Annotated in this window: 17 protein-coding genes; 8 read left to right on the forward strand and 9 right to left on the reverse strand. The window is 70.3% G+C overall.

The window, feature by feature from the left end; all coding sequences use genetic code 11:
- Window positions 1–108 precede the first annotated feature (108 nt).
- Complete coding sequence (locus tag ACQEV2_RS18275; protein WP_433042143.1) at window positions 109–579, forward strand: GtrA family protein; 471 nt, start codon at window positions 109–111, stop codon at window positions 577–579.
- 18 nt (window positions 580–597) lie between these two features.
- On the forward strand, window positions 598–2,046 hold the full coding sequence (locus ACQEV2_RS18280; protein ID WP_433042146.1) for a hypothetical protein: 1,449 nt from the start codon (window positions 598–600) through the stop codon (window positions 2,044–2,046).
- 66 nt (window positions 2,047–2,112) lie between these two features.
- Here the strand turns inward: ACQEV2_RS18280 and ACQEV2_RS18285 are convergent, their stop codons facing one another.
- On the reverse strand, window positions 2,113–4,725 hold the full coding sequence (locus ACQEV2_RS18285; protein ID WP_433042149.1) for a bifunctional FO biosynthesis protein CofGH: 2,613 nt from the start codon (window positions 4,723–4,725) through the stop codon (window positions 2,113–2,115).
- A gap of 148 nt (window positions 4,726–4,873) precedes the next feature.
- Window positions 4,874–5,722 carry an LLM class F420-dependent oxidoreductase gene (locus ACQEV2_RS18290; RefSeq protein ID WP_433042152.1) on the reverse strand — a complete coding sequence of 283 codons (849 nt, stop codon included), beginning with the start codon at window positions 5,720–5,722 and terminating at the stop codon, window positions 4,874–4,876.
- 229 nt (window positions 5,723–5,951) lie between these two features.
- Between ACQEV2_RS18290 and ACQEV2_RS18295 the strand changes: the two genes are divergently transcribed.
- The 3 genes from ACQEV2_RS18295 (at window position 5,952) to ACQEV2_RS18305 (ending at window position 8,692) form a co-directional block, all read left to right on the forward strand.
- The gene (locus tag ACQEV2_RS18295) at window positions 5,952–7,466 is read left to right on the forward strand and encodes a CehA/McbA family metallohydrolase (RefSeq protein ID WP_433042155.1); all 1,515 of its coding nucleotides are present in this window, start codon (window positions 5,952–5,954) and stop codon (window positions 7,464–7,466) included.
- A gap of 156 nt (window positions 7,467–7,622) precedes the next feature.
- Window positions 7,623–7,805 (forward strand): DUF397 domain-containing protein, encoded by a 183-nt coding sequence (locus tag ACQEV2_RS18300; protein ID WP_433042158.1) that lies wholly within the window; start codon window positions 7,623–7,625, stop codon window positions 7,803–7,805.
- Window positions 7,802–8,692 (forward strand): hypothetical protein, encoded by an 891-nt coding sequence (locus ACQEV2_RS18305; protein ID WP_433042161.1) that lies wholly within the window; start codon window positions 7,802–7,804, stop codon window positions 8,690–8,692. Before ACQEV2_RS18300 ends, ACQEV2_RS18305 begins: the two co-directional genes overlap by 4 nt.
- 16 nt (window positions 8,693–8,708) lie before the next feature.
- On the opposite strand, the gene ACQEV2_RS18310 is transcribed toward ACQEV2_RS18305, so the two are convergent.
- On the reverse strand, window positions 8,709–9,545 hold the full coding sequence (locus ACQEV2_RS18310) for an endonuclease/exonuclease/phosphatase family protein (RefSeq protein WP_433042164.1): 837 nt from the start codon (window positions 9,543–9,545) through the stop codon (window positions 8,709–8,711).
- A gap of 156 nt (window positions 9,546–9,701) precedes the next feature.
- Between ACQEV2_RS18310 and ACQEV2_RS18315 the strand changes: the two genes are divergently transcribed.
- Entirely contained in the window at window positions 9,702–10,097 is a 396-nt protein-coding gene (locus ACQEV2_RS18315; protein WP_433042167.1) for a nitroreductase/quinone reductase family protein, read from the forward strand.
- A gap of 6 nt (window positions 10,098–10,103) precedes the next feature.
- On the opposite strand, the gene ACQEV2_RS18320 is transcribed toward ACQEV2_RS18315, so the two are convergent.
- The 5 genes from ACQEV2_RS18320 to ACQEV2_RS18340 all read right to left on the reverse strand — a co-directional run bounded on the left by ACQEV2_RS18320 (window position 10,104) and on the right by ACQEV2_RS18340 (window position 16,253).
- Window positions 10,104–10,886 carry an alpha/beta fold hydrolase gene (locus tag ACQEV2_RS18320; RefSeq protein ID WP_433042170.1) on the reverse strand — a complete coding sequence of 261 codons (783 nt, stop codon included), beginning with the start codon at window positions 10,884–10,886 and terminating at the stop codon, window positions 10,104–10,106.
- 77 nt (window positions 10,887–10,963) lie between these two features.
- On the reverse strand, window positions 10,964–12,412 hold the full coding sequence (locus ACQEV2_RS18325) for an aldehyde dehydrogenase family protein (protein ID WP_433054560.1): 1,449 nt from the start codon (window positions 12,410–12,412) through the stop codon (window positions 10,964–10,966).
- Window positions 12,413–12,426: 14 nt separating this feature from the next.
- The gene (locus ACQEV2_RS18330) at window positions 12,427–14,157 is read right to left on the reverse strand and encodes an N-acyl-D-amino-acid deacylase family protein (RefSeq protein ID WP_433042173.1); all 1,731 of its coding nucleotides are present in this window, start codon (window positions 14,155–14,157) and stop codon (window positions 12,427–12,429) included.
- Between the two features lie 95 nt (window positions 14,158–14,252).
- Window positions 14,253–15,371 carry an LLM class flavin-dependent oxidoreductase gene (locus tag ACQEV2_RS18335; RefSeq protein WP_433042176.1) on the reverse strand — a complete coding sequence of 373 codons (1,119 nt, stop codon included), beginning with the start codon at window positions 15,369–15,371 and terminating at the stop codon, window positions 14,253–14,255.
- Between the two features lie 111 nt (window positions 15,372–15,482).
- The gene (locus ACQEV2_RS18340) at window positions 15,483–16,253 is read right to left on the reverse strand and encodes an SDR family NAD(P)-dependent oxidoreductase (RefSeq protein ID WP_433042179.1); all 771 of its coding nucleotides are present in this window, start codon (window positions 16,251–16,253) and stop codon (window positions 15,483–15,485) included.
- A 167-nt stretch (window positions 16,254–16,420) separates the two neighbouring features.
- Between ACQEV2_RS18340 and ACQEV2_RS18345 the strand changes: the two genes are divergently transcribed.
- The gene (locus ACQEV2_RS18345) at window positions 16,421–17,164 is read left to right on the forward strand and encodes a hypothetical protein (protein WP_433042182.1); all 744 of its coding nucleotides are present in this window, start codon (window positions 16,421–16,423) and stop codon (window positions 17,162–17,164) included.
- A gap of 37 nt (window positions 17,165–17,201) precedes the next feature.
- A complete protein-coding gene (locus ACQEV2_RS18350) occupies window positions 17,202–17,984 on the forward strand; it encodes a hypothetical protein (protein WP_433042185.1) in 783 nt (260 codons plus the stop codon).
- 16 nt (window positions 17,985–18,000) lie between these two features.
- On the opposite strand, the gene ACQEV2_RS18355 is transcribed toward ACQEV2_RS18350, so the two are convergent.
- Complete coding sequence (locus ACQEV2_RS18355) at window positions 18,001–18,633, reverse strand: response regulator transcription factor (RefSeq protein WP_433042188.1); 633 nt, start codon at window positions 18,631–18,633, stop codon at window positions 18,001–18,003.
- Window positions 18,634–18,653: the final 20 nt, after the last annotated feature.

Raw genomic sequence — 18,653 nt, forward strand, 5'->3', positions numbered from 1 at the left:
CGGATACACGCTCAGCACAGACTGAATACAATAGGAAGTTATGTAGGAAATGATGCGATATGGGCGCGTCCGGGCGGTGAGGGCGCGCCGTGTCGTTACGCTCGCCGTGTGCCGGTCCTCGCCTCTGTGACGCTGCGTGCGCGTGACGCCGTCAGGGGCGTCTGGCGCGAGGCCGCCAAGTTCGGGGTCGTCGGGGCGCTGGCCTTCGTCGTCGACAACGGCGGCTACAACCTGCTGGTCTTCGGTCTGCCCGGCGGTGCGGGCGGTGGCTGGATGCGGGCCGACGCCGTCCAGGCGTCCGTGGTCGCGACGGCCGCGGCAACGCTCTTCAGCTGGGCCGGGAACCGCTACTGGACCTACCGGCACCGGCATCGCGACAAGGTGACCCACGAGCTCACTCTGTTCCTCGTCGCGAACGCCATCGCTCTCGCCATCACCGCGGGCACGGTCTTCACGTCACGGCACCTGCTGGGGCTCGACTCGGCGCTCAGTGACAACACCGCCCGCTTCCTCGGCTGGGTGCTCGCGACCCTGTTCCGCTTTTACGCCTACCGGCGCCACGTCTTCGTCACAGCCTGACCCGTTAGCATCCGGCACATGGGACAAACGGGATTTATGCGGCGCGGACCGCGCTGGGTCCGGGGGCTGGCCGCCATCGCCGTGGTCTGCTGCCTGGCCACGACCGTCGTCTTCGCCCCCGGATACCTGAGTCCCGACAGCATCGACCAGCTCCGGCAGGCCATGGGCAGGACGCCGCTGACCGACTGGCACCCGCCCGTGCTGAGCCTGGTATGGCGTGCGCTCATCGCCGTCACCGGCACGCCCGCGTCCATGGCCGTCGTGCAGTCCGTCCTCTTCTGGGGCGCGCTGTGGGTGGTGGCCTGCTGTGTCTGGGAGTTGACCGCGAGCCGTGCCGGTTCGCTCGCCGTTCTCGGCCTCGGGCTGACTCCCCCCCTCCTGACGTTCGTCGGCGTGGTGTGGAAGGACGTCCACGCGGCGGTCGCGCTGCTCGCCGCCTGTGCGGCGGCGTTCGTCGGGCTACGGCTGCGGGACGGCCGTTCTCCCGCCGCGGTGCGCTGGGGTCTGTTCTGGCTGGGCGCGCTCTTCCTCGCCTACGCCATGCTCGTGCGCAAGAACGCCTTCCTCGCCGCGATCCCGGTGTTCGCCCTGCTCGTCCTCGCACTGTGGCGCACCCCGGGACGCCGTACCTGGGCCATGTGCACGGCGGCACTCGTGGCCGCTCTGGTCGTGCCCGCCGCCGCGATCTCCTGGTTCGCGCGGCCCGTACAGACGCAGCAGGGCGCGCAGATCATGCTCGACGACCTGGTCCACGTCCTGTCCGTGGAGGAACTGCGGTCGGCGGACGTACGGCCGGAGCTTCGGGACCGCCTCGTGGCCGCCGCGGAGAAGTGCGACCGCGTAGGTGCCCTGTCGGACGCCTACTTTGCCTGCTACGAACGCCCGGCGGACGGGCTGACCAAGGACTCGGGGCAGCTCACCTCCCTGTGGCTGCGCGAGATGAGCGGGCACGTTCCCGGTTATCTCCAGTACCGGCTGCGGCTCTTCACGGCCCTGCTCTTCGAGACCGGCTACCCCTACCACCCTGGGGTCAGCCGCAACGACCTAGGGATCGAGGTGACCCACCCCTGGCTGGAGGACACACTCGACTCGTACGTCAACGGTGTGGTCGCCGATCTGCGGCCGCTGTTCCGGGGGTGGTTCTGGCTCGCTGTCGCGCTCGTGCTCGCCGTCCGCCCGGGCAGGGGGACGTTCTCCCTGCCGATCCGGGCGCTGGGCATCAGCTCGCTGGCCTACGTGCTCGGCTACCTGCCCATCGTGCCGGCCACGAACTACCGCTACGTCTACTGGCCGGCGCTCGCCTGCACGCTCGGCCTCCTCCTGCTCTGGCTGGACCGCGGCACGACCGCCCCGCCTCCGGCCGGCTCGGCCTCCGACTCCGGCACCACGCGGGCCGACTCCGGGGCCCCACCGACCGACCCCGGCACGCACAGAGCGACTCCGGCGCCACCCCCGACCGCGCCTTGACGGCGCACCAGCCGGCGGACGCCGGGAACCAGTCTCCGGCCAGGTGAAACCGCGCCGGGCCGCCCGTCAGTCCAGCACCGGCAGCAACTCCGGCAGATGCCCGTCCGAGGCGGCCGCCGCCCGCTGCCGTTCCTCCGGCACCTCGCCGTACAGCGTCGTCCGGGGCTTGGCCGGGCGGCCGGCCGCCTCGGCGACGGCAACCAGGTCGCGGACCGACTTGTAGGAGCCGTACGACGAACCCGCCATCCGCGAGATCGTCTCCTCCATCAGCGTGCCGCCGAGGTCGTTGGCGCCGGAGCGGAGCATCTCGGCCGCGCCCTCCGTGCCCAGCTTGACCCAGCTGGTCTGGATGTTGGGGATCCAGGGGTGGAGCAGGAGGCGGGCCATCGCCGTCACCGCCCGGTTGTCGCGGGTCGTCGGGCCGGGGCGGGCGATGCCCGCCAGGTAGACCGGCGCGTTGGTGTGGATGAACGGGAGCGTGACGAACTCGGTGAAGCCGCCCGTGCGTTGCTGAATGCCGGCCAGGGTGCGCAGGTGGCCGAGCCAGTGGCGGGGCTGGTCGACGTGGCCGTACATCATCGTCGAGCTCGACCGGATGCCTAGCTCGTGTGCGGTGGTGATCACCTCGATCCAGGTCGCCGTGGGCAGCTTGCCCTTGGTCAGGATCCAGCGGACCTCGTCGTCGAGGATCTCGGCCGCGGTCCCGGGGATGGAGTCCAGGCCGGCCTCCTTCGCCGCCGTGAGCCACTCGCGGATGGACATGCCGGTGCGCGTGGCGCCGTTCACGACCTCCATCGGGGAGAAGGCGTGGACGTGCATGCCGGGGACGCGTTCCTTCACGGCCTTCGCGATGTCGAAGTACGCCGTGCCGGGCAGGTCCGGGTGGATGCCGCCCTGCATGCAGACCTCGACCGCGCCCACGTCCCAGGCCTGCTGGGCGCGGTCGGCGACCTGGTCCAGGGAGAGGGTGTAGGCGTCGGCGTCCGTGCGGCGCTGGGCGAAGGCGCAGAAGCGGCAGCCCGTGTAGCAGACGTTGGTGAAGTTGATGTTCCGGGTGACGATGTACGTGACGTCGTCGCCGACCGCCGAGCGGCGCACGTCGTCCGCGATGCGCGTGAGGGCGTCCAGCGCGGGGCCGTCCGCGTGCAACAGGGCCAGCGCCTCGGCGTCCGTCAGTTTCGTGGGGTCGTCGGCCGCCGTCGCCAGGGCCGCCCGGACGTCGGTGTCGATGCGCTCCGGCGCCATCCCGGGCGCGGCCGCCTCACGCAGGGCGGCCCAGTCGCCGTACACCTCGTCGAAGTCGTCGCGGCGGTCGGACGTGCGGCCCTCGGTGTCGATGGTGGTGTGCAGATCCGTACGGCCGGACGCGACGAACGCCTCCTCCGGCTCCTGCCACGGCAGCCCCTCCGGGAGGGCCTCGGAGCGCGCCAGGCCCGTCTCCGGGTCGGCGAGCGCCCGTACGTGCGGGCGCAGCCGTGGGTCCAGCCAGGGCTCGCCGCGCTGGACGAACTCCGGGTAGACGCAGAGGCGTTCGCGCAGTGCGAAGCCGGCCGCCGCCGAGCGCTCGACCAGCTCCTCGATCTGGGGCCAGGGGCGCTCGGGGTTGACGTGGTCGATGGTCAGCGGGGAGACCCCGCCCCAGTCGTCGATGCCGGCGTGGATGAGGCGCTCGTACTCGGCGTCCACGAGGTTCGGTGGTGCCTGGATGTTGGCGGCGGGCCCGAGGAGGTGCCGGGCGACGGCCACCGTGGCGACGAGTTCGTCCAGTTCCGCGTCCGGCATGCCGCGCATCGCGGTGTCCGGCTTGGCGCGGAAGTTCTGGATGATCAGTTCCTGGATGCCGTGGTAGGCCCGGGAGATCTTGCGGAGCGCGAAGAGGGACTCGGCCCGCTCCTCGTACGTCTCGCCGATCCCGATGAGGATCCCGGAGGTGAAGGGGACGGAGGAGCGGCCGGCGTCCTCCAGGACGCGCAGCCGTACGGCGGGTTCCTTGTCCGGGGAGCCGTAGTGCGGGCCGCCCGGCTCGGACCACAGACGGGTGGCCGTCGTCTCCAGCATCATGCCCATCGACGGGGCGACCGGCTTGAGCCGCTGGAAGTCCGTCCAGGTCATCACCCCGGGGTTGAGGTGCGGGAGCAGTCCCGTCTCCTCCAGGATCCGGATGGAGATGGCGCGGACGTAGGCGATGGTGTCGTCGTAGCCGTGCGCGTCGAGCCACTCGCGCGCCTCCGGCCAGCGGTCCTCGGGCTTGTCGCCGAGGGTGATGAGGGCTTCCTTGCAGCCGAGGGCCGCGCCCTTGCGGGCGATGTCGAGGACCTCGTCCGGGGACATGAACATCCCGTGCCCGGCGCGGCGCAGCTTTCCGGGGACGGTGACGAAGGTGCAGTAGTGGCACTTGTCCCGGCACAGCCGGGTGAGGGGGATGAAGACGCTCTTCGAGTAGGTGATGACGCCGGGCCGGCCCGCCGCCCGAAGGCCCGCGTCCCGTACCCGGGCGGCGGACGCGACGAGGTCGTCGAGGGCCTCGCCGCGGGCCTGGAGCAGAACGGCAGCCTCGGCGACGTCGAGGGCGACGCCGTCCCGGGCGCGTTTGAGGGCGCGACGCATGGAGTTCTCGGTCGGGCCGGTGCCGCTCGGGCGGTCGGTGGGGCCGGTTCCGGAGGTCGCGGAAGTCGTCATCCTTCGAGCATAAGAGCGAGCTGATCAGCACAGGCAGGTGCCGCCGGAATCGCGCCCCGCCAGGGGCGCGGGGAACTGCGCGAGCAACCACAACGAAACCCGCAGCCGCTCGCTGCCCCGGCAAGGCAGACGAGTAGGCGCCCACCACTCACACGAACTGCGCATACTCATCCAACACCCGCAAAACCTCCGCCTCCCCCGCCGGAGGCAGCTGCACCACGACCTCCTCGATACCGAGCTCCGCGTAGTGCGCGAGCTTGCCCGGGTTGGGATACACGGCGTACGGCACGACCTGCAGGGCCTCCGGCTCGCGCCCGGCGTCGGTCCAGAGGTCCCGCAGCCGGGGAAGACTTTCGGACAGCCCGCGGCCGCCGATGGGCAGCCATCCGTCGGCGTACTCGCAGATGTGCGCGAACAGCTTGGGACCGGCGGCTCCACCGATGAGCGTGCGCGGGCCGACGACTTTCGGCGCGCGCGGCTTCTGCACGGGTTTGGGGTAGGCGAAGCTGGCGCGCACGGCCCCGAACTCCCCCTCGTACGCGGTCGGTTCGTCCGCCCACAGGGCCCGCATCAGGCCCATCCGGTCCCGGACGAGCTCACGCCGCGTGGCCCACTCGACGCCATGGTCGGCGGCCTCCTCCACATTCCAGCCGAAGCCGAGCCCGAGCGTGAACCGCCCGCCGGACAGATGGTCGACGGTCGCGATCTGCTTCGCCAGGTCGATCGGGTCGTGCTGGGCGACCAGCGTGATGCCCGTACCGAGACCCAGCCGCTCGGTGACGGCGGCGGCCTGGCCGAGGGCGACGAAGGGGTCGAGGGTACGGCCGTACTCGGACGGCAGATCGCCACCCGCCGGGTACGGAGTCGTCCGCTCGACGGGGATGTGGGTGTGCTCGGGCAGATAGAGCCCGGCGAACCCGCGCTGCTCCAGCTCACGGGCGAGCCGGGTCGGGGTGATGGTCTCGTCGGTGAGGAAGATCGTCACGGAGATGCGCATGACTGCATCTGTACCGCGCGGGCACCGCGATATCCATACCCACCTACCCACCGGTATCGGCCCCATCGCGCCCTTCCGCCGCCATGGCTCCGACAACTGACGATCGACCGCCGATTGGTTGCCGATTCCCTTCCCTATCCCGGCAGTTCACGGCTGAATACGACAGTTGCACGCACCACCACTGCACCACCCACGCCCTGTCACCCACGACGACCTGGGGAGCAGCAGCATGTGCGAGGACCACAACACCGGCCTGGGAAGACGCGCGCTGTTCGTGACGAGCGCCGCCGCCGCGCTTACGTTGGGAAGCGTGACCTTCGCGAGAGGCGCCGACGACAACCGCCGGGCGGAGACCCGCACGGTGCGGGGCACCCTGCCGCCCGGGTCCCCCGACTTCGTGTACGTACCGCTCGAAATCCCGGACGGCGTACAGGAGATCAAGGTCTCCTACACCTACGACAAGCCCTCGGTCCCGGCCGGCACCCCGGGCAACGCCCTCGACATCGGCATCTTCGACTGGCGCGGCACGGAGCTGGGCGGGAAGGGCTTCCGGGGCTGGTCGGGGGGCGCCAGGACCGAGTTCTTCATCCGGGCGGACGACGCGACGCCGGGGTACCTCCCGGGGCCGGTCCGGGAGGGCACCTGGCACATCGCCCTCGGCCCCTACACGGTGGCGCCGCAAGGCCTGTCGTACGAGCTCACGATCACGCTGACGTACGGCGAGCCCGGTGAGGCCGTCGAGCCGACGTACCCGCCGGAGCGGGCGAAGGGCCGGGGCCGCGCCTGGTACCGGGGCGACTGCCACCTGCACTCCTGGTACTCCGACGGCCGCCGCACCCCGGCGGAGATCGCGGCGCTGGCGCGGGCGGCGGGCCTGGACTTCATCAACAGCTCGGAGCACAACACGCACTCCGCACACGCGCACTGGGCGGACGTGGCGGGCGACGACCTGCTCGTGATGCTGGGCGAGGAGGTCACGACGCGCAACGGCCACGTCGTGGCGCTCGGCACCGAACCCGGCACCTTCATCGACTGGCGCTACCGGGCCCGCGACAACCGCTTCGGCAGGTTCGCCCGCCAGATCCGCCGCGCCGGCGGCCTCGTCGTCCCCGCCCACCCGCACGCCACGTGCGTCGGCTGCAACTGGAAGTTCGGCTTCGGCGAGGCCGACGCGATCGAGGTCTGGAACGGCCCCTACACCCCCGACGACGAGGTGGCGCTGGCCGACTGGGACAGCATGCTGGTCGCGTCCGTGCGCTCGAACTCCCGCTCCTGGATCCCGGCGATGGGCAACAGCGACGCCCACCGCGACCCCGACCCGGTCGGCTCACCGCAGACGGTGGTCCTGGCCGACGACCTGACACGGGAGGCGATCCAGGAGGGGATCAGGGCGGGGCGGTCGTATGTGGCCGAGTCGAAGAACGTCTCGCTGGCGTTCAGTGTGTCGGGCGGCCGGGGTGAACAGGCGGGCATCGGCGAGCGGTTGGAGGCCGACCGCGACACCCCGGTCACGGTCCGCCTCGAGGCCTCGGGCGCCCCCCGCTGCACGGTCCGCTTCGTCACCGACCAGGGCGTCCTGTTCACGAGCGCACCGCTGCCGGTGTCGGGCTCCGGGGTCGTGGAGTGGCGTACGACGCCTTCGTACGCGGCCTATGTGCGAGCGGAGTTGCGGCACGAGGCGGCGGTGGGGCCGTTGCCGGGGGCGTTGGCGGCGTTCACGAATCCGATCTTCCTCGGGGTGTGAGGGAAGGAAGCGATCAGGTAAAGGAAGTCCGCCAGGTCGGCACCCGGCTCTGCCGTGGGGGCGGGCGGAACCGGGTGACAGCCCAGGGCGGTCCTGGAGGTACGACTCAGTCCACAACCTGTGGATCACGGAACACCGAACTGTGAGGAGACCCGCATGACCGCCTACGCATGGCAGAAGTCGTCTTACTGCGCCCAGGGCAAAGCCTGTGTCCACATATCCGCAACACCAACCTCCATCCACCTCACCGAAAGCGCCGACCCCACCCAATCCATCCTCACCACCAACCCCGCCACTTTCGAAGCCCTCCTCAACACCCCGAAATCCCCCCGCACATGACCCGCACCACCGCCCCGGCCTCCCACGACCCCGCCCTGGACTTCCCGGAGTTGGCGCCTCACGCCCGCGCCACCGTGCGGCTGCACCCCCGCCGGGGTACACCCGGCCCGCGCGACAGCCACATCGGTGGGCCGTTGTGGTGGCCGGCCGACGAGCCGTGGCCCTCCTGCGCCGAGCACCGGGATGTGAACGGCCGGCAGCAGGGGCCCTACCCCCTGGTCACCGTGGCGCAGTTGACGGCGGTGGACTTTCCGGAGATCCGGTTTCCGGAGGGCACCGACCTGGTGCAGCTCCTGTGGTGCCCGGAGTGGCACGACCAGCCGCACCCGGAGGGCTGGGGGCAGGCGTGCCGGCTCTTCTGGCGTCGGGCCGCCGACATCACCGAGCCGCTCGCCGCGCAGCCGGATCCCGACGAGCACTGGGACCGGGACCTGGACATGATCCCGACTGCGTGCGTGCTGCATCCGGAACGGCTCATGGAGTATCCCTGGAGGGATGAACTCCCGGCCGGTCTCGCCGATCGCCACGAGGCCTGGCTCGAAGAGCGCGGCCTCGTCGACGACGTGTCGACCATCCCCGGCTACAAGCTGGGCGGCAGCATGCGCTGGGGCGTGACCGACAGGCCGGCGACGATGGCGTGCGGTGAGTGCCGGGCGCCGCTGGAGCTGTTCCTGCAGTTCGACACGTACGAGTACGAACTGGACGACTGCGACGGCCGAGCCCCGGAGCGCTTTCGGCCCCTGGAGGAACGCGGTCTGGAGCCGAGGAGCGAGGAGGAGCGGGCGGCACGCGAGCCGGTGGCCATGACGGTCGGCCGGGGCGGGCATGCGGGGCTGTTCGTCTGCTCGGCGGATCCTCGGCATCCGGCGCCGTTCTTCACGCAGTGACCGTGCCCTGAGGCCGTCAGGCGACCGTGGGCACCGGCCCGTCCCCCAGGTCCGCGACCACCGCCGCATGGTCCGACGGCCAGATGCCGTCGACCGGACCGTCGCCCGCCCGCCGTACGGAACGCACATGGCCCAGTCCGCCCGGCCCGGGCGGCCCCACATGGATGTAGTCGATCCGCACGGTCGGCTCCAGACCCGCCGCGACGTACGGGTTCTCGCGGTCCCAGGTGGCGGAGGGGGCGGACGGGTCGGCGTACTGCCAGGCGTCGAAGAAGACCTGGCCGGGCACGGCCGGCGCGGTCCGGTAGCCGCCGAAGAGGCGGATCTCGTCGGAGTCGGGCCAGGCGTTGAAGTCGCCGGTGACGACGGCGGGGAAGGGCGTGTCGACCCGGTTCTCGGCGATGAACTCGGCGAGCGCGGTGACCTGGCGGCAGCGTACGGCCGAGGCGTGCAGGGCGGAGGTGAGGTGGGTGGTGAAGAAGGGGATGTCGTAGGAAGGGGTGGCCAGGCGGGTGAAGAGGGCCAGGCGGCCGTCGTCGACGTCGGAGGGGGCGGGGAGGCGCAGGGTGCGTCGGTCGAGCACCGGCCAGCGGCTCAGTACGGCGTTGCCGATGTCGACCGTGGGGTCCCCGATCCGGCGGCGCCAGCGCTCGGGGGCGGGTGAGGGGGCCCAGGCCCAGTGCATGCCGAGTTCGCCGGCCAGCCACTCGGCCTGGTTCTCGCCGTCCGCTGCCCATACTTCCTGCAGGCCGACGACATCGGGGCGCAGTTCACGCAGCTCGGCGAGGATGGCCTTCTGCCGGGCCTCCCAGGGTCCGAAGCGCCACCACAGGTTCCAGGTCACGACCCGCATCCGCAGCCACCCGCTCTCGTCATGCCGCGCCGGGGACCATTGAAGCAACAGTTCGACCGTCGCGCCGTGACAGCCCGCACGAGACGGCCCGACGTGACAGCCCGTTCGAGACAGCCAGCACAAAACAGCCCGCACGAGACAGGAGACTCACCCACCATGTCCCGCCTCGCCGATCTCCGGTTCCGCGCCGCCACGACCTTCCAGCGCCGCGTCGGCAATCCGATCCTCCGCCGTCTCCCGCTCCAGACCGTCCTGGAGACCACGGGCCGCGTCTCCGGACTGCCCCGGCAGACGCCCGTGGGTGGCCGCCGGGTCGGTGATTCCTTCTGGCTGGTCTCGGAGTTCGGGGACAAGTCCCAGTACGTCCGCAACATCAAGGCCGATCCGCGGGTGCGGGTGCGCATCCGCGGGCGGTGGCACACCGGCACGGCCCACCTGCTGCCCGACGACGACCCGGTGGCCCGACTGCGCTCCCTGCCCCGGTTCAACAGCGTCGGGGTCAGGGCCTTCGGGACCAACCTCCTGACGGTGCGCGTGGATCTGGACGGCTGACGCCGGTCAGGCCACCCGCGCGCACAGTTCCGTCACCAACCGCACGACCGCTTCCGGCGCCCGCAGCGTCGGAAAGTGGTCGCAGTCGGGGTGTCGTACGAGGCGGCAGTGGGGGATCGCCGCGGCCATCGCCTCGTTGCAGCGGACCACCTCGGGCATGTCCTTCTCACCGAGCAGCAGCGCACACGGCAGCCTCAGCTCACCGAGCCGGTCGAAAGCCGGGGCGTCCTCGGTCTCGTGGCCGTAGCTGCTGAACCAGCCGGGGATCGCCGCCCGCAGCTGCTCGGCCGCGGGGGCGTCCGGGGCGGTGCCCGCCGCGCCCCAGACACGCAGGCCGAGGGCGACCAGGCCCTCCATGTCACCAGCCTGGGCGAGCTTCCCGATCTGCGCCATCAACTCCTGCGACTCCAGGTCCGGGTAGCCGCTGACGCCCGGGACCAGCAGGCCGAGAGCGGCCACCCTGCCGGGGTCGCACAGGGCGAAGCTGATCGCGGTCTTGCCGCCCATGCTGGTGCCGACCAGCACCGGCCGGGCCAGACCGAAGTGGTCCAGGACGCTCCTGAGGTCCTCGCTCTGGGTGTACGACGTCGTCGGCGCCGGGGACCGTCCGTAGCCGCGGGCGTCGTACCGGATGACCCGGTGCCGTTCCAGCAGGGCGGGCAGCACCGGCTCCCAGATGCGGGAGTCCCCGACGCCCGGGTGCAGCAGCACCAGCGGCGGGCCGTCCCCCGCCTCCCCCGAGTCGTCCGCCCAGACCTCGCCGTCCCTGACCCGCACCATCTGCTCCATGGGGCGACTGTGCCCAATTCGCCCTCCCGGCACCAGTCATCGGCCGGTCAACAGGACCAGACGGTCGCCTGGGCCGGTCAACCGGGCCACACGATCGCCTGCACCTCGCTGTACGCATGCAGCGCATACGACCCGACGTCCCGCCCCACCCCGCTCTTCCTGAAGCCGCCGAACGGCGCCTCCATGTTGCGGCCGACGGTGTTGATCCCGACTCCGCCCGCCCGGAGCCGTCGCGCGACCCGGAAGGCGCGGGCCACGTCGCCGGACCAGACGTAGTCGATCAGACCGTAGTCGGTGTCGTTGGCGAGGGCGATTCCCTCTTCCTCCTCCTCGAAGGGGATTACGCAGACGACCGGCCCGAAAATCTCCTCGCGGGCGACCCGCATGTCATTCGTGCAGTCCGCGAGCAGAGTAGGCGCGACATAGAAGCCCCGGTCGTACGGCGGCCGTTCACCGCCCGCCACCACCACCGCGCCTTCCTTCCGGCCCGTCTCCACGTACGACTCCACCCGGTCCCGGTGCTCCGCCGAGATCACCGGCCCGACGACCGTGGACGCCTCGCGCGGATCCCCGACCTTCAACCGGTTCGCGTAAGCGGCCAGTTGCTCCACCAGCCGGTCGTACACACCCCGCTGGGCCAGCACCCGCGTCGGTGCCGTGCAGATCTGCCCGCTGTAGAAGGAGAACGTCGTTCCGATCCCGGCCTCCGCCGACCCGATGTCCGCGTCGTCGAAGACGACCGCCGCGCCCTTCCCGCCGAGCTCCATCAGCTGGCGCTTCATGTCCCGCCCGCAGACCTCGGCGATGCGCTGCCCGACCGCCGTGGAGCCGGTGAAGCTCACCATGTCCACATCGCCAGAGGACACGGCTGCCTCGCCCACCTCCACCGCCCGCCCGGAGACCACGTTCACCACACCCGCCGGAGCCCCCGCCGCCTCCAGCGCCTCCGCGATCCGGTAGACGGACAGCGGATCCTGCGGGGCGGGCTTCACGACGACCGTGTTGCCCATCGCCAGCGCGGGCGCGATCTTGCCCGCCGGGTTGGCCCAGGGGTTGTTGTACGAGGTGATACAGGTGACCACGCCGACGGGCTGACGCACGGCCAGCGCACCCATCACACCCGCCTTACCCATCGGCCCGGCCTCGTTGATCTGCGGCGGGATCGCCCACTCGGCGGGCTCCACGCGCGCGTACCGCCGGAAACGGGCCGCCCCGACGCCGACCTGCATGCCCCGGGCCGTCCCCGTGGTCGCGCCGGTCTCGGCCTGGGCCAGTTCGGCGTACGGCCGGAAACGCTCGCCGATGATCTCCGCCGTGCGCGCCAGCACGGCCGCCCGCTCCTCCGGCGCCGTGCGCGACCACGGCCCGAAGGCCTCGCGGGCCGCGGCACAGGCCGCGTGCACCTGATCCCGCGAGGCCTCCGGCGCCCACCCGACGGTCTCCTCGGTCGCCGGATCGATTACGGCGTAATAACCGCCGTCCGGCTCCACCCACGAGCCCCCGACGAACAACAACTGCCGGTTCATGGCGCCCTTGGCACTCACCTCGTGGCCACCGTCCTGGTGTCCCGCCCCGAACGCAGCACACGCCCCGGTACGGCCCCGGTCACCACGTCGTCCCGGATCGCCTCGACCCCGTTGACCCAGACCGCCCGCACTCCGATCGCCTTGGAGTCCAGCCGCGGGCTGTCACCCGGCAGGTCGTGCACCAGGGTGGCCGTACCGGCGTCGATCCGCTCCGGGTCGAAGAGCACCAGATCCGCATGGAAGCCCTCCTGGATCCGGCCGCGGTCTCTGAGCCCGAACAGCTGCGCGGGATCGTCCGTCAGCATCTTCACAGCCTGCTCCAGGCTCGCCAGCCTCCGCCCGCGCAGACAGTCCCCGAGGAACCGGGTCGTGTACGGCGCCCCGCACATCCGGTCCAGATGCGCCCCGGCGTCCGACCCGCCGAGCAGCACGTCCTCGTGCTGCCAGGCCTCGGCCCGCATCGCCCAGGACGCGGGATCGTTGTCGGTGGGCATGGGCCACAGGACCGTACGCAGTTCGTCGGCGGCGCAGATCTCCACCAGGCACTGGAAGGGTTCCTGCCCGCGCTCCGCCGCGATGTCCGCCACGACGCGCCCGGTCAGCCCGCGGTTGGCCTCGCTGTAGGTGTCGCCGATGACGTACCGCCCGAAGTTCGTCAGCCGCCGGAAGACACCGGCCTCCTTGGACTGGGCGTGGCGCACCAACTCGGCCTGGACCGACCGGTCGCGCAGCCGCTCGATCCGCTCCGGGACGGGCAGGCCCAGGACCGGCCCCCACCCGGGGATCAGGTTCAGTGCGCAGAAGGTGCCGAGGGACATGTTCATCGGCGTGAGGATCGGCATGGTGAGGGCCACCACCCGGCCGCCCGCCTTCCTGGCCTGCTCACTCGCGAGGAGCTGCCTGGGAACCCGCTCGGGGACGGCCGAGTCGATGGTGAGGACGTTCCAGTTGAGCGGCCGTCCGGCGGCGGCGCTCATCTCCACGAACAGATCGATCTCGGCATCACTGAACTGATCGAGACACCCCGCCACGATCGCCTCGATCTGCGTCCCCTCGTGCTCGCCGACCGCCCGCGACAGCGCGAGGAGCTCCGCCGGTTTCGCGTGCCGGGAGGCGACCGGTTTGCCGTCCCCGTCGGAGTGGCTGGACGACTGGGTGGTGGAGAAACCCCAGGCCCCGGCGTCCATGGCGTCGTGCAGGAGCCGCAACATGGCGGCGAGCTGCTCGTCGCTGGGCTGCCCGCCGATCGCGTCGGGCCCCATGACGTACCGCCTGAGCGCACAATGCCCGACCATGAACCCGGCGTTGACGGCGATCCGCCCTTCAAGAGCGTCCAGATACTCCCCGAAGGAGTTCCAGCTCCAGGGCGCCCCTTCTTCGAGCGACACCAGCGACATGCCCTCGACCTTGGACATCATGCGGCGGGTGTAGTCGGCGTCCTCGGGCCGGGCGGGGTTCAGCGGGGCGAGCGTGAACCCGCAGTTGCCGGCGGCCACGGTCGTGACACCGTGGTTGAGGGACGGGGTCGCGTACGGGTCCCAGAACAGCTGGGCGTCGTAGTGGGTGTGGGGGTCGACGAAGCCGGGGGTCACAATCATGCCGGTGGCGTCCTCGGTGGTACCTGCCTTCTCGGTGACGATGCCGATGACGGCGATACGACCGTCGCGTATCCCCACGTCGGCGGTGTAGCCGGGCGTGCCCGTCCCGTCAACGACGGTCGCCCCTTTGATGAGGTGATCGAGCATGACGTCAACTCCTCGACTCACGTGTGGGACATGCCGCTAAGGGGCGCGGGGAACTGCGCGACCAGCCACACACCACCCGCACCCCGCAACGGCGCTTACGCGGCACCCCGGAACCGGGACGTCCGATGCACAGGATCCGTATCGATCTTCGGAATCACGTGCTCCCCGATCAGCCGAATCGTCTGCAACGTCTCCTCCTTCGGAATCCCCACCGGCAGCCCGAAACTCAGCTGATCCGCCCCCGCCTGCTCCCACCGCTTGCACTGCCGCAGCACCTCGTCCGGATCCCCGCAGATCACCAGTTCCTCCTCGATGAGGACCTCGACGAACTCGGCGGTGTACTCGGGCAGCGTCTCCGGCCACACAGGGAACCCCTCCGGCCGCGGGAAGGTGTCGTGGTACCGGAAGACGAGCGACGGCAGATAGTGCAGCCCACCGTTGAGGGCGATCCGTATCGCCTCGTCATGAGTCGGCGCGCAGATGGCCGTCGTCGTCACCATCACGTTGTCGTTGACGAAGTCCCCGACCGGCTCCGCGTCCACGATCGCCGTCTTGTACTGCTCCAGCACCCACTCCATGTCGGCGACCTTCTGCACACTGAAGCCGAGCACCCCGAGCCCCTTCTTCGCCGCCATGGCGTACGACGACGGCGACCCCGCCGCGTACCACATCGCGGGGTGGGACTTCCCGTACGGCTTCGGCAGCACCTTCCGCGGCGGCAGCGACCAGTGCTTGCCCTGGAAGCCGGCGTACTCGTCCTGCAGCCACATCTTCGGGAACTCGGCGATGGTCTCTTCCCAGATCTCCTTGGTGTAGTTCATGTCGGTGATCCCCGGCAGAAACCCGAGGATCTCGTGCGACCCCGCCCCCCGCCCGCTGCCGAACTCGAAGCGGTTGCCGGTGAGATGGTCGAGCATGGCCACCTTCTCGGCGACCTTCACCGGGTGGTTGACCTGGGCGAGCGGGTTGAAGATCCCCGACCCCAGGTGGATCCGCTCCGTCGCGTGGGCCAGGTAGCCCAGGAAGACGTCGTTCGCGGAGAGGTGCGAGTACTCCTCCAGGAAGTGGTGCTCCGACGCCCAGGCGTACTTGAAGCCGGACTTGTCCGCCTGGATGACGTACTCGGTCTCCTCCATCAGCGCCTTGTGCTCGGCGAGCGGGTCGGTCTCGGCGCGCTTGCCCACGTATCCCTGTACAAAGAGCCCGAATTCCAAGGAGGTTCACCGTCCCCAGTAGTTTCTGACGCTCTGTCAGATGACGATCTGCCGCCGACTGTGGCACCGGGCGCACGGATGGTCAATAGTTGACGGCCAGTCAGATCGCGGTCAGATGACCGAGACGCCGGCCAGCCAGCCTCCGTCGATCACGAACGGCTGCCCGGTGATGTACGACGAGTCCTCCGAGGTCAGGAACAGCGCGAGGCGCGCCACCTCCTCCGGCTTGCCGACCCGTCCGAGCGGCACGAGCTTGCGGTACAGCGTGTCGAGCGCCCGGGACGTCTCCTCCAGGTCGGCGGCCGGGTCCAGCTGGGCCGGGTTGGACATCGCGGTGTCGATGGCGCCGGGGCACATGGCGTTGACGCGGATGTGCCGGGGAGCCAGTTCCAGCGCGGCGACGCGGGTGAGGCCGACGATGGCGTGCTTGGTGGCGGCGTAGGCACCAACGGCCGCCATGCCGGTCACCCCGGTGTACGAGGCGGTGTTGACGATCGTGCCGCCGTCGGCCATCTCGGGCGCCACCGTCTTCACGCCGAGGAAGCAGCCGACCTGGTTCACCCGCACGACCTGCATGAACTCGTCGAGAGGCGTGTCGAGGAGGGCGTTGAAGCGCAGGATGCCGGCGTTGTTGACGAGGCCGTCGATGTGGCCGTACGCCCTCTTGGCCGCGGCGACCGCCGTGTGCCAGTCGGCCTCCTCGCCGACGTCGAGGTGGACGTACAGGGCGCCCAGCTCCTCGGCGAGCTTCTGCCCCTGGTCGTCGAGGACGTCCGCGAGGACGACTCTCGCACCCTCCGCGACGAAGAGCCGCGCCTCCTGTTCTCCCTGTCCCCGCGCTGCTCCGGTGACGATGACGACCCGTCCGTCGAGCTTGCCCATTGCGGCCCCCTGCACATGGTGGACACGGTGGACTCCGCATCGTAGCGGCATACCTGACGATGCGTCAGATGCAAGTCGCCGGCGTTGCTGAGGCGAATCTCACGTGACTCACAAGTAGGGATGTTTGACCCTGTCGGCGTTCGTCCAGGGAATCCAGAATCCTCGCCATGTCCGAGCGGAGACTGAAGAACAAGAAGATCAGGATCGTGGCGGTCGGATCCGCGCTGGCGACGGGTGGCGTGATCGTGGCGTTGCTTCCGTCGGCGAACGCGGCCGGCGAGGAGAAGACGCCCGAGCAGATCATGACGATGTGCCAGCGGGCCAAGGTGCTCAACGGAAAACAGCAGTCGATCTCCGACTTCGGTGGCCATCCGATCGCCGGGCCGAGTTTCGCGTCCGACAACTGCGATTTCGTGGAGACGAAGTTCGAGACCTTCGACGGGCCGACAGAAAAGGCCTCCATCGACTTTCCGAACTGCGAACCCGACGCCACCGAACCGGCGAAGGTGTCGGTCACCTGGTCGGCGACGGCGGCCCAGGGGCAGGGCAAGTACACCGTCACTCAGCAGGGCGGCGGCGGAGGGCTCTTCGGGGCCCTGAGCGGGTCCTGGGTCAAGCACAAGGGCACTCTCGACATGACCGTCAGGTCGGCGACCGCCGGTGACACGGAACAGCGGGAAGTGCCGGTCGGCAAGGTGCTCCACATGGAGTTCACGCCGAAGATGCAGCGCATGACCGGCGAATGGCGGGTCCGGATCGACGCCCGTGAGGCGACCACCGTCACCAACGCCACCCCCGAGCAGAACTTCGTGGCCCCGGACGTCGTCGAGGGCCCCGTCGTCCTGCCGGGCGCGGCAGGCGCTCCCGGTGTGGTCGACGGCACCTCCAAGGCCGTCCTGACCGACTGCTGACCCCGTACACCCGCCAACACCCCCCACAGGAGAAGTCATGACCCGCGCCAGAAGCCACCGGAGCAAGAAGAAGCGCATCACCCTCGCCCTGGCCCCGGTGGCGGCCGTCGCGGTGGCCGTACCGCTGATGAATCCGGCGGGGGCCGCCACCCCCTCCGAAGTGACCGCCGACTGTTCGGCGGACTCCGACAAGCTGGAGAACTGCGAGTTCGTCGACGTCCAGTTCAAGAGGGACAACCTCGGGCCCAATCAGCGGGTCTCCGCGGTGACCGACAACTGCGGATCGACGGCCACCGCCTCGAAGACCTTCGCTGTGAGCGCGTCCGTCACCAGGACCATCCAGCTGGAGGACGGATTCAGCGCGGAATCCGGTACGAAGCTCGCCCATTCCGTCTTCGAGATCGGCGTGAAGTTCAGCACCTCGGAAATCAACATCACGCGCGACGACAAGACGACCACCCTGGCGTTCAGCAGGACGGACACCGTGCAGGCGGACAGCATCGCCTTCTTCATGTGGTCCGCGAAACGCACGGACGTGAGCGGCTTCCTGCGGGCCACGTACAAGGAGGCGCAGGACGGCCAGAAGGTGTTCTTCGCCCCGAGCGAGGGCGCCACGAGCATGCACGTCTTCTATCCGCAGGTCCTGAAGAACGGCACGCCCGACGGGCGCCTGTGGCTGCGCAACGTGAAGTGCGGAACGCCGGAGGCCGCCGGGTTGCAGAATTCCACCCGTGCTCTCCGCTCGGAACCCGGATTCGGCCAGGCCGGCGAGAACGTCACCGACGTCGAAATACCGCTGTCGGAGGTTCCGGCGCCGTAGAGCGCCCCGGAACTTCTCAGATGCGAAGCACGGGCGCGGCTCCCAGCCACCTCAGGACCGCGTCCGTGCTGCCGCGCGCGTCGAGCTTGGCGTAGATGTTGCTGAGGTTGTTGCGGACCGTCTTCTCGCTCAGCCGTAATCGCAGCCCTATCTCCTGCGCGCCGAGCCCGGTCGACAGCAGCTCCATGATCTGCCGCTCGCGCGGTGAGAGCAGGCCGCGCAGGCGTTCCATCGCCGGGTCGCCCGAGGACGCCCGCCGGGCCCCCTCGCGCAGGGCCGCGCAGGCCGCCGGGGAGAGGTACGTGTGGCCTACGGTGGCGCCGACGACGGCCGAGGACAGCATGCAGGTGCAGTAGTCGCCCTCGATCAGATAGCCCGCCCCGCCGCGGAACACCTCCAGCACCGTGACGGTGTCCCGGCGCGGGCTGACGACGATCACCGGGACGCCGGGAGGGCTCAGCTCCCGCAGGGCCTCCGACGGGTCGGCACAGCACAGGACGACGACGTCCACGCCCTCGGGCACGGTGTACGGCGGGCGCAGGCGCACCACCCGGCCGACGTAGGGATCGTCCGGGGTCGGCCATCCGGGGTGCGGCCAGGCACCCTCGGGGCAGGCGAGGGCGACGGAGAGTTTCCGGGAAGTGTGCACGTCACTGTGTCCTTCCGCCG

The organism is Streptomyces sp. CA-251387 (assembly GCF_050936625.1).
In the GTDB taxonomy this organism is placed as follows: Bacteria; Actinomycetota; Actinomycetes; order Streptomycetales; family Streptomycetaceae; genus Streptomyces.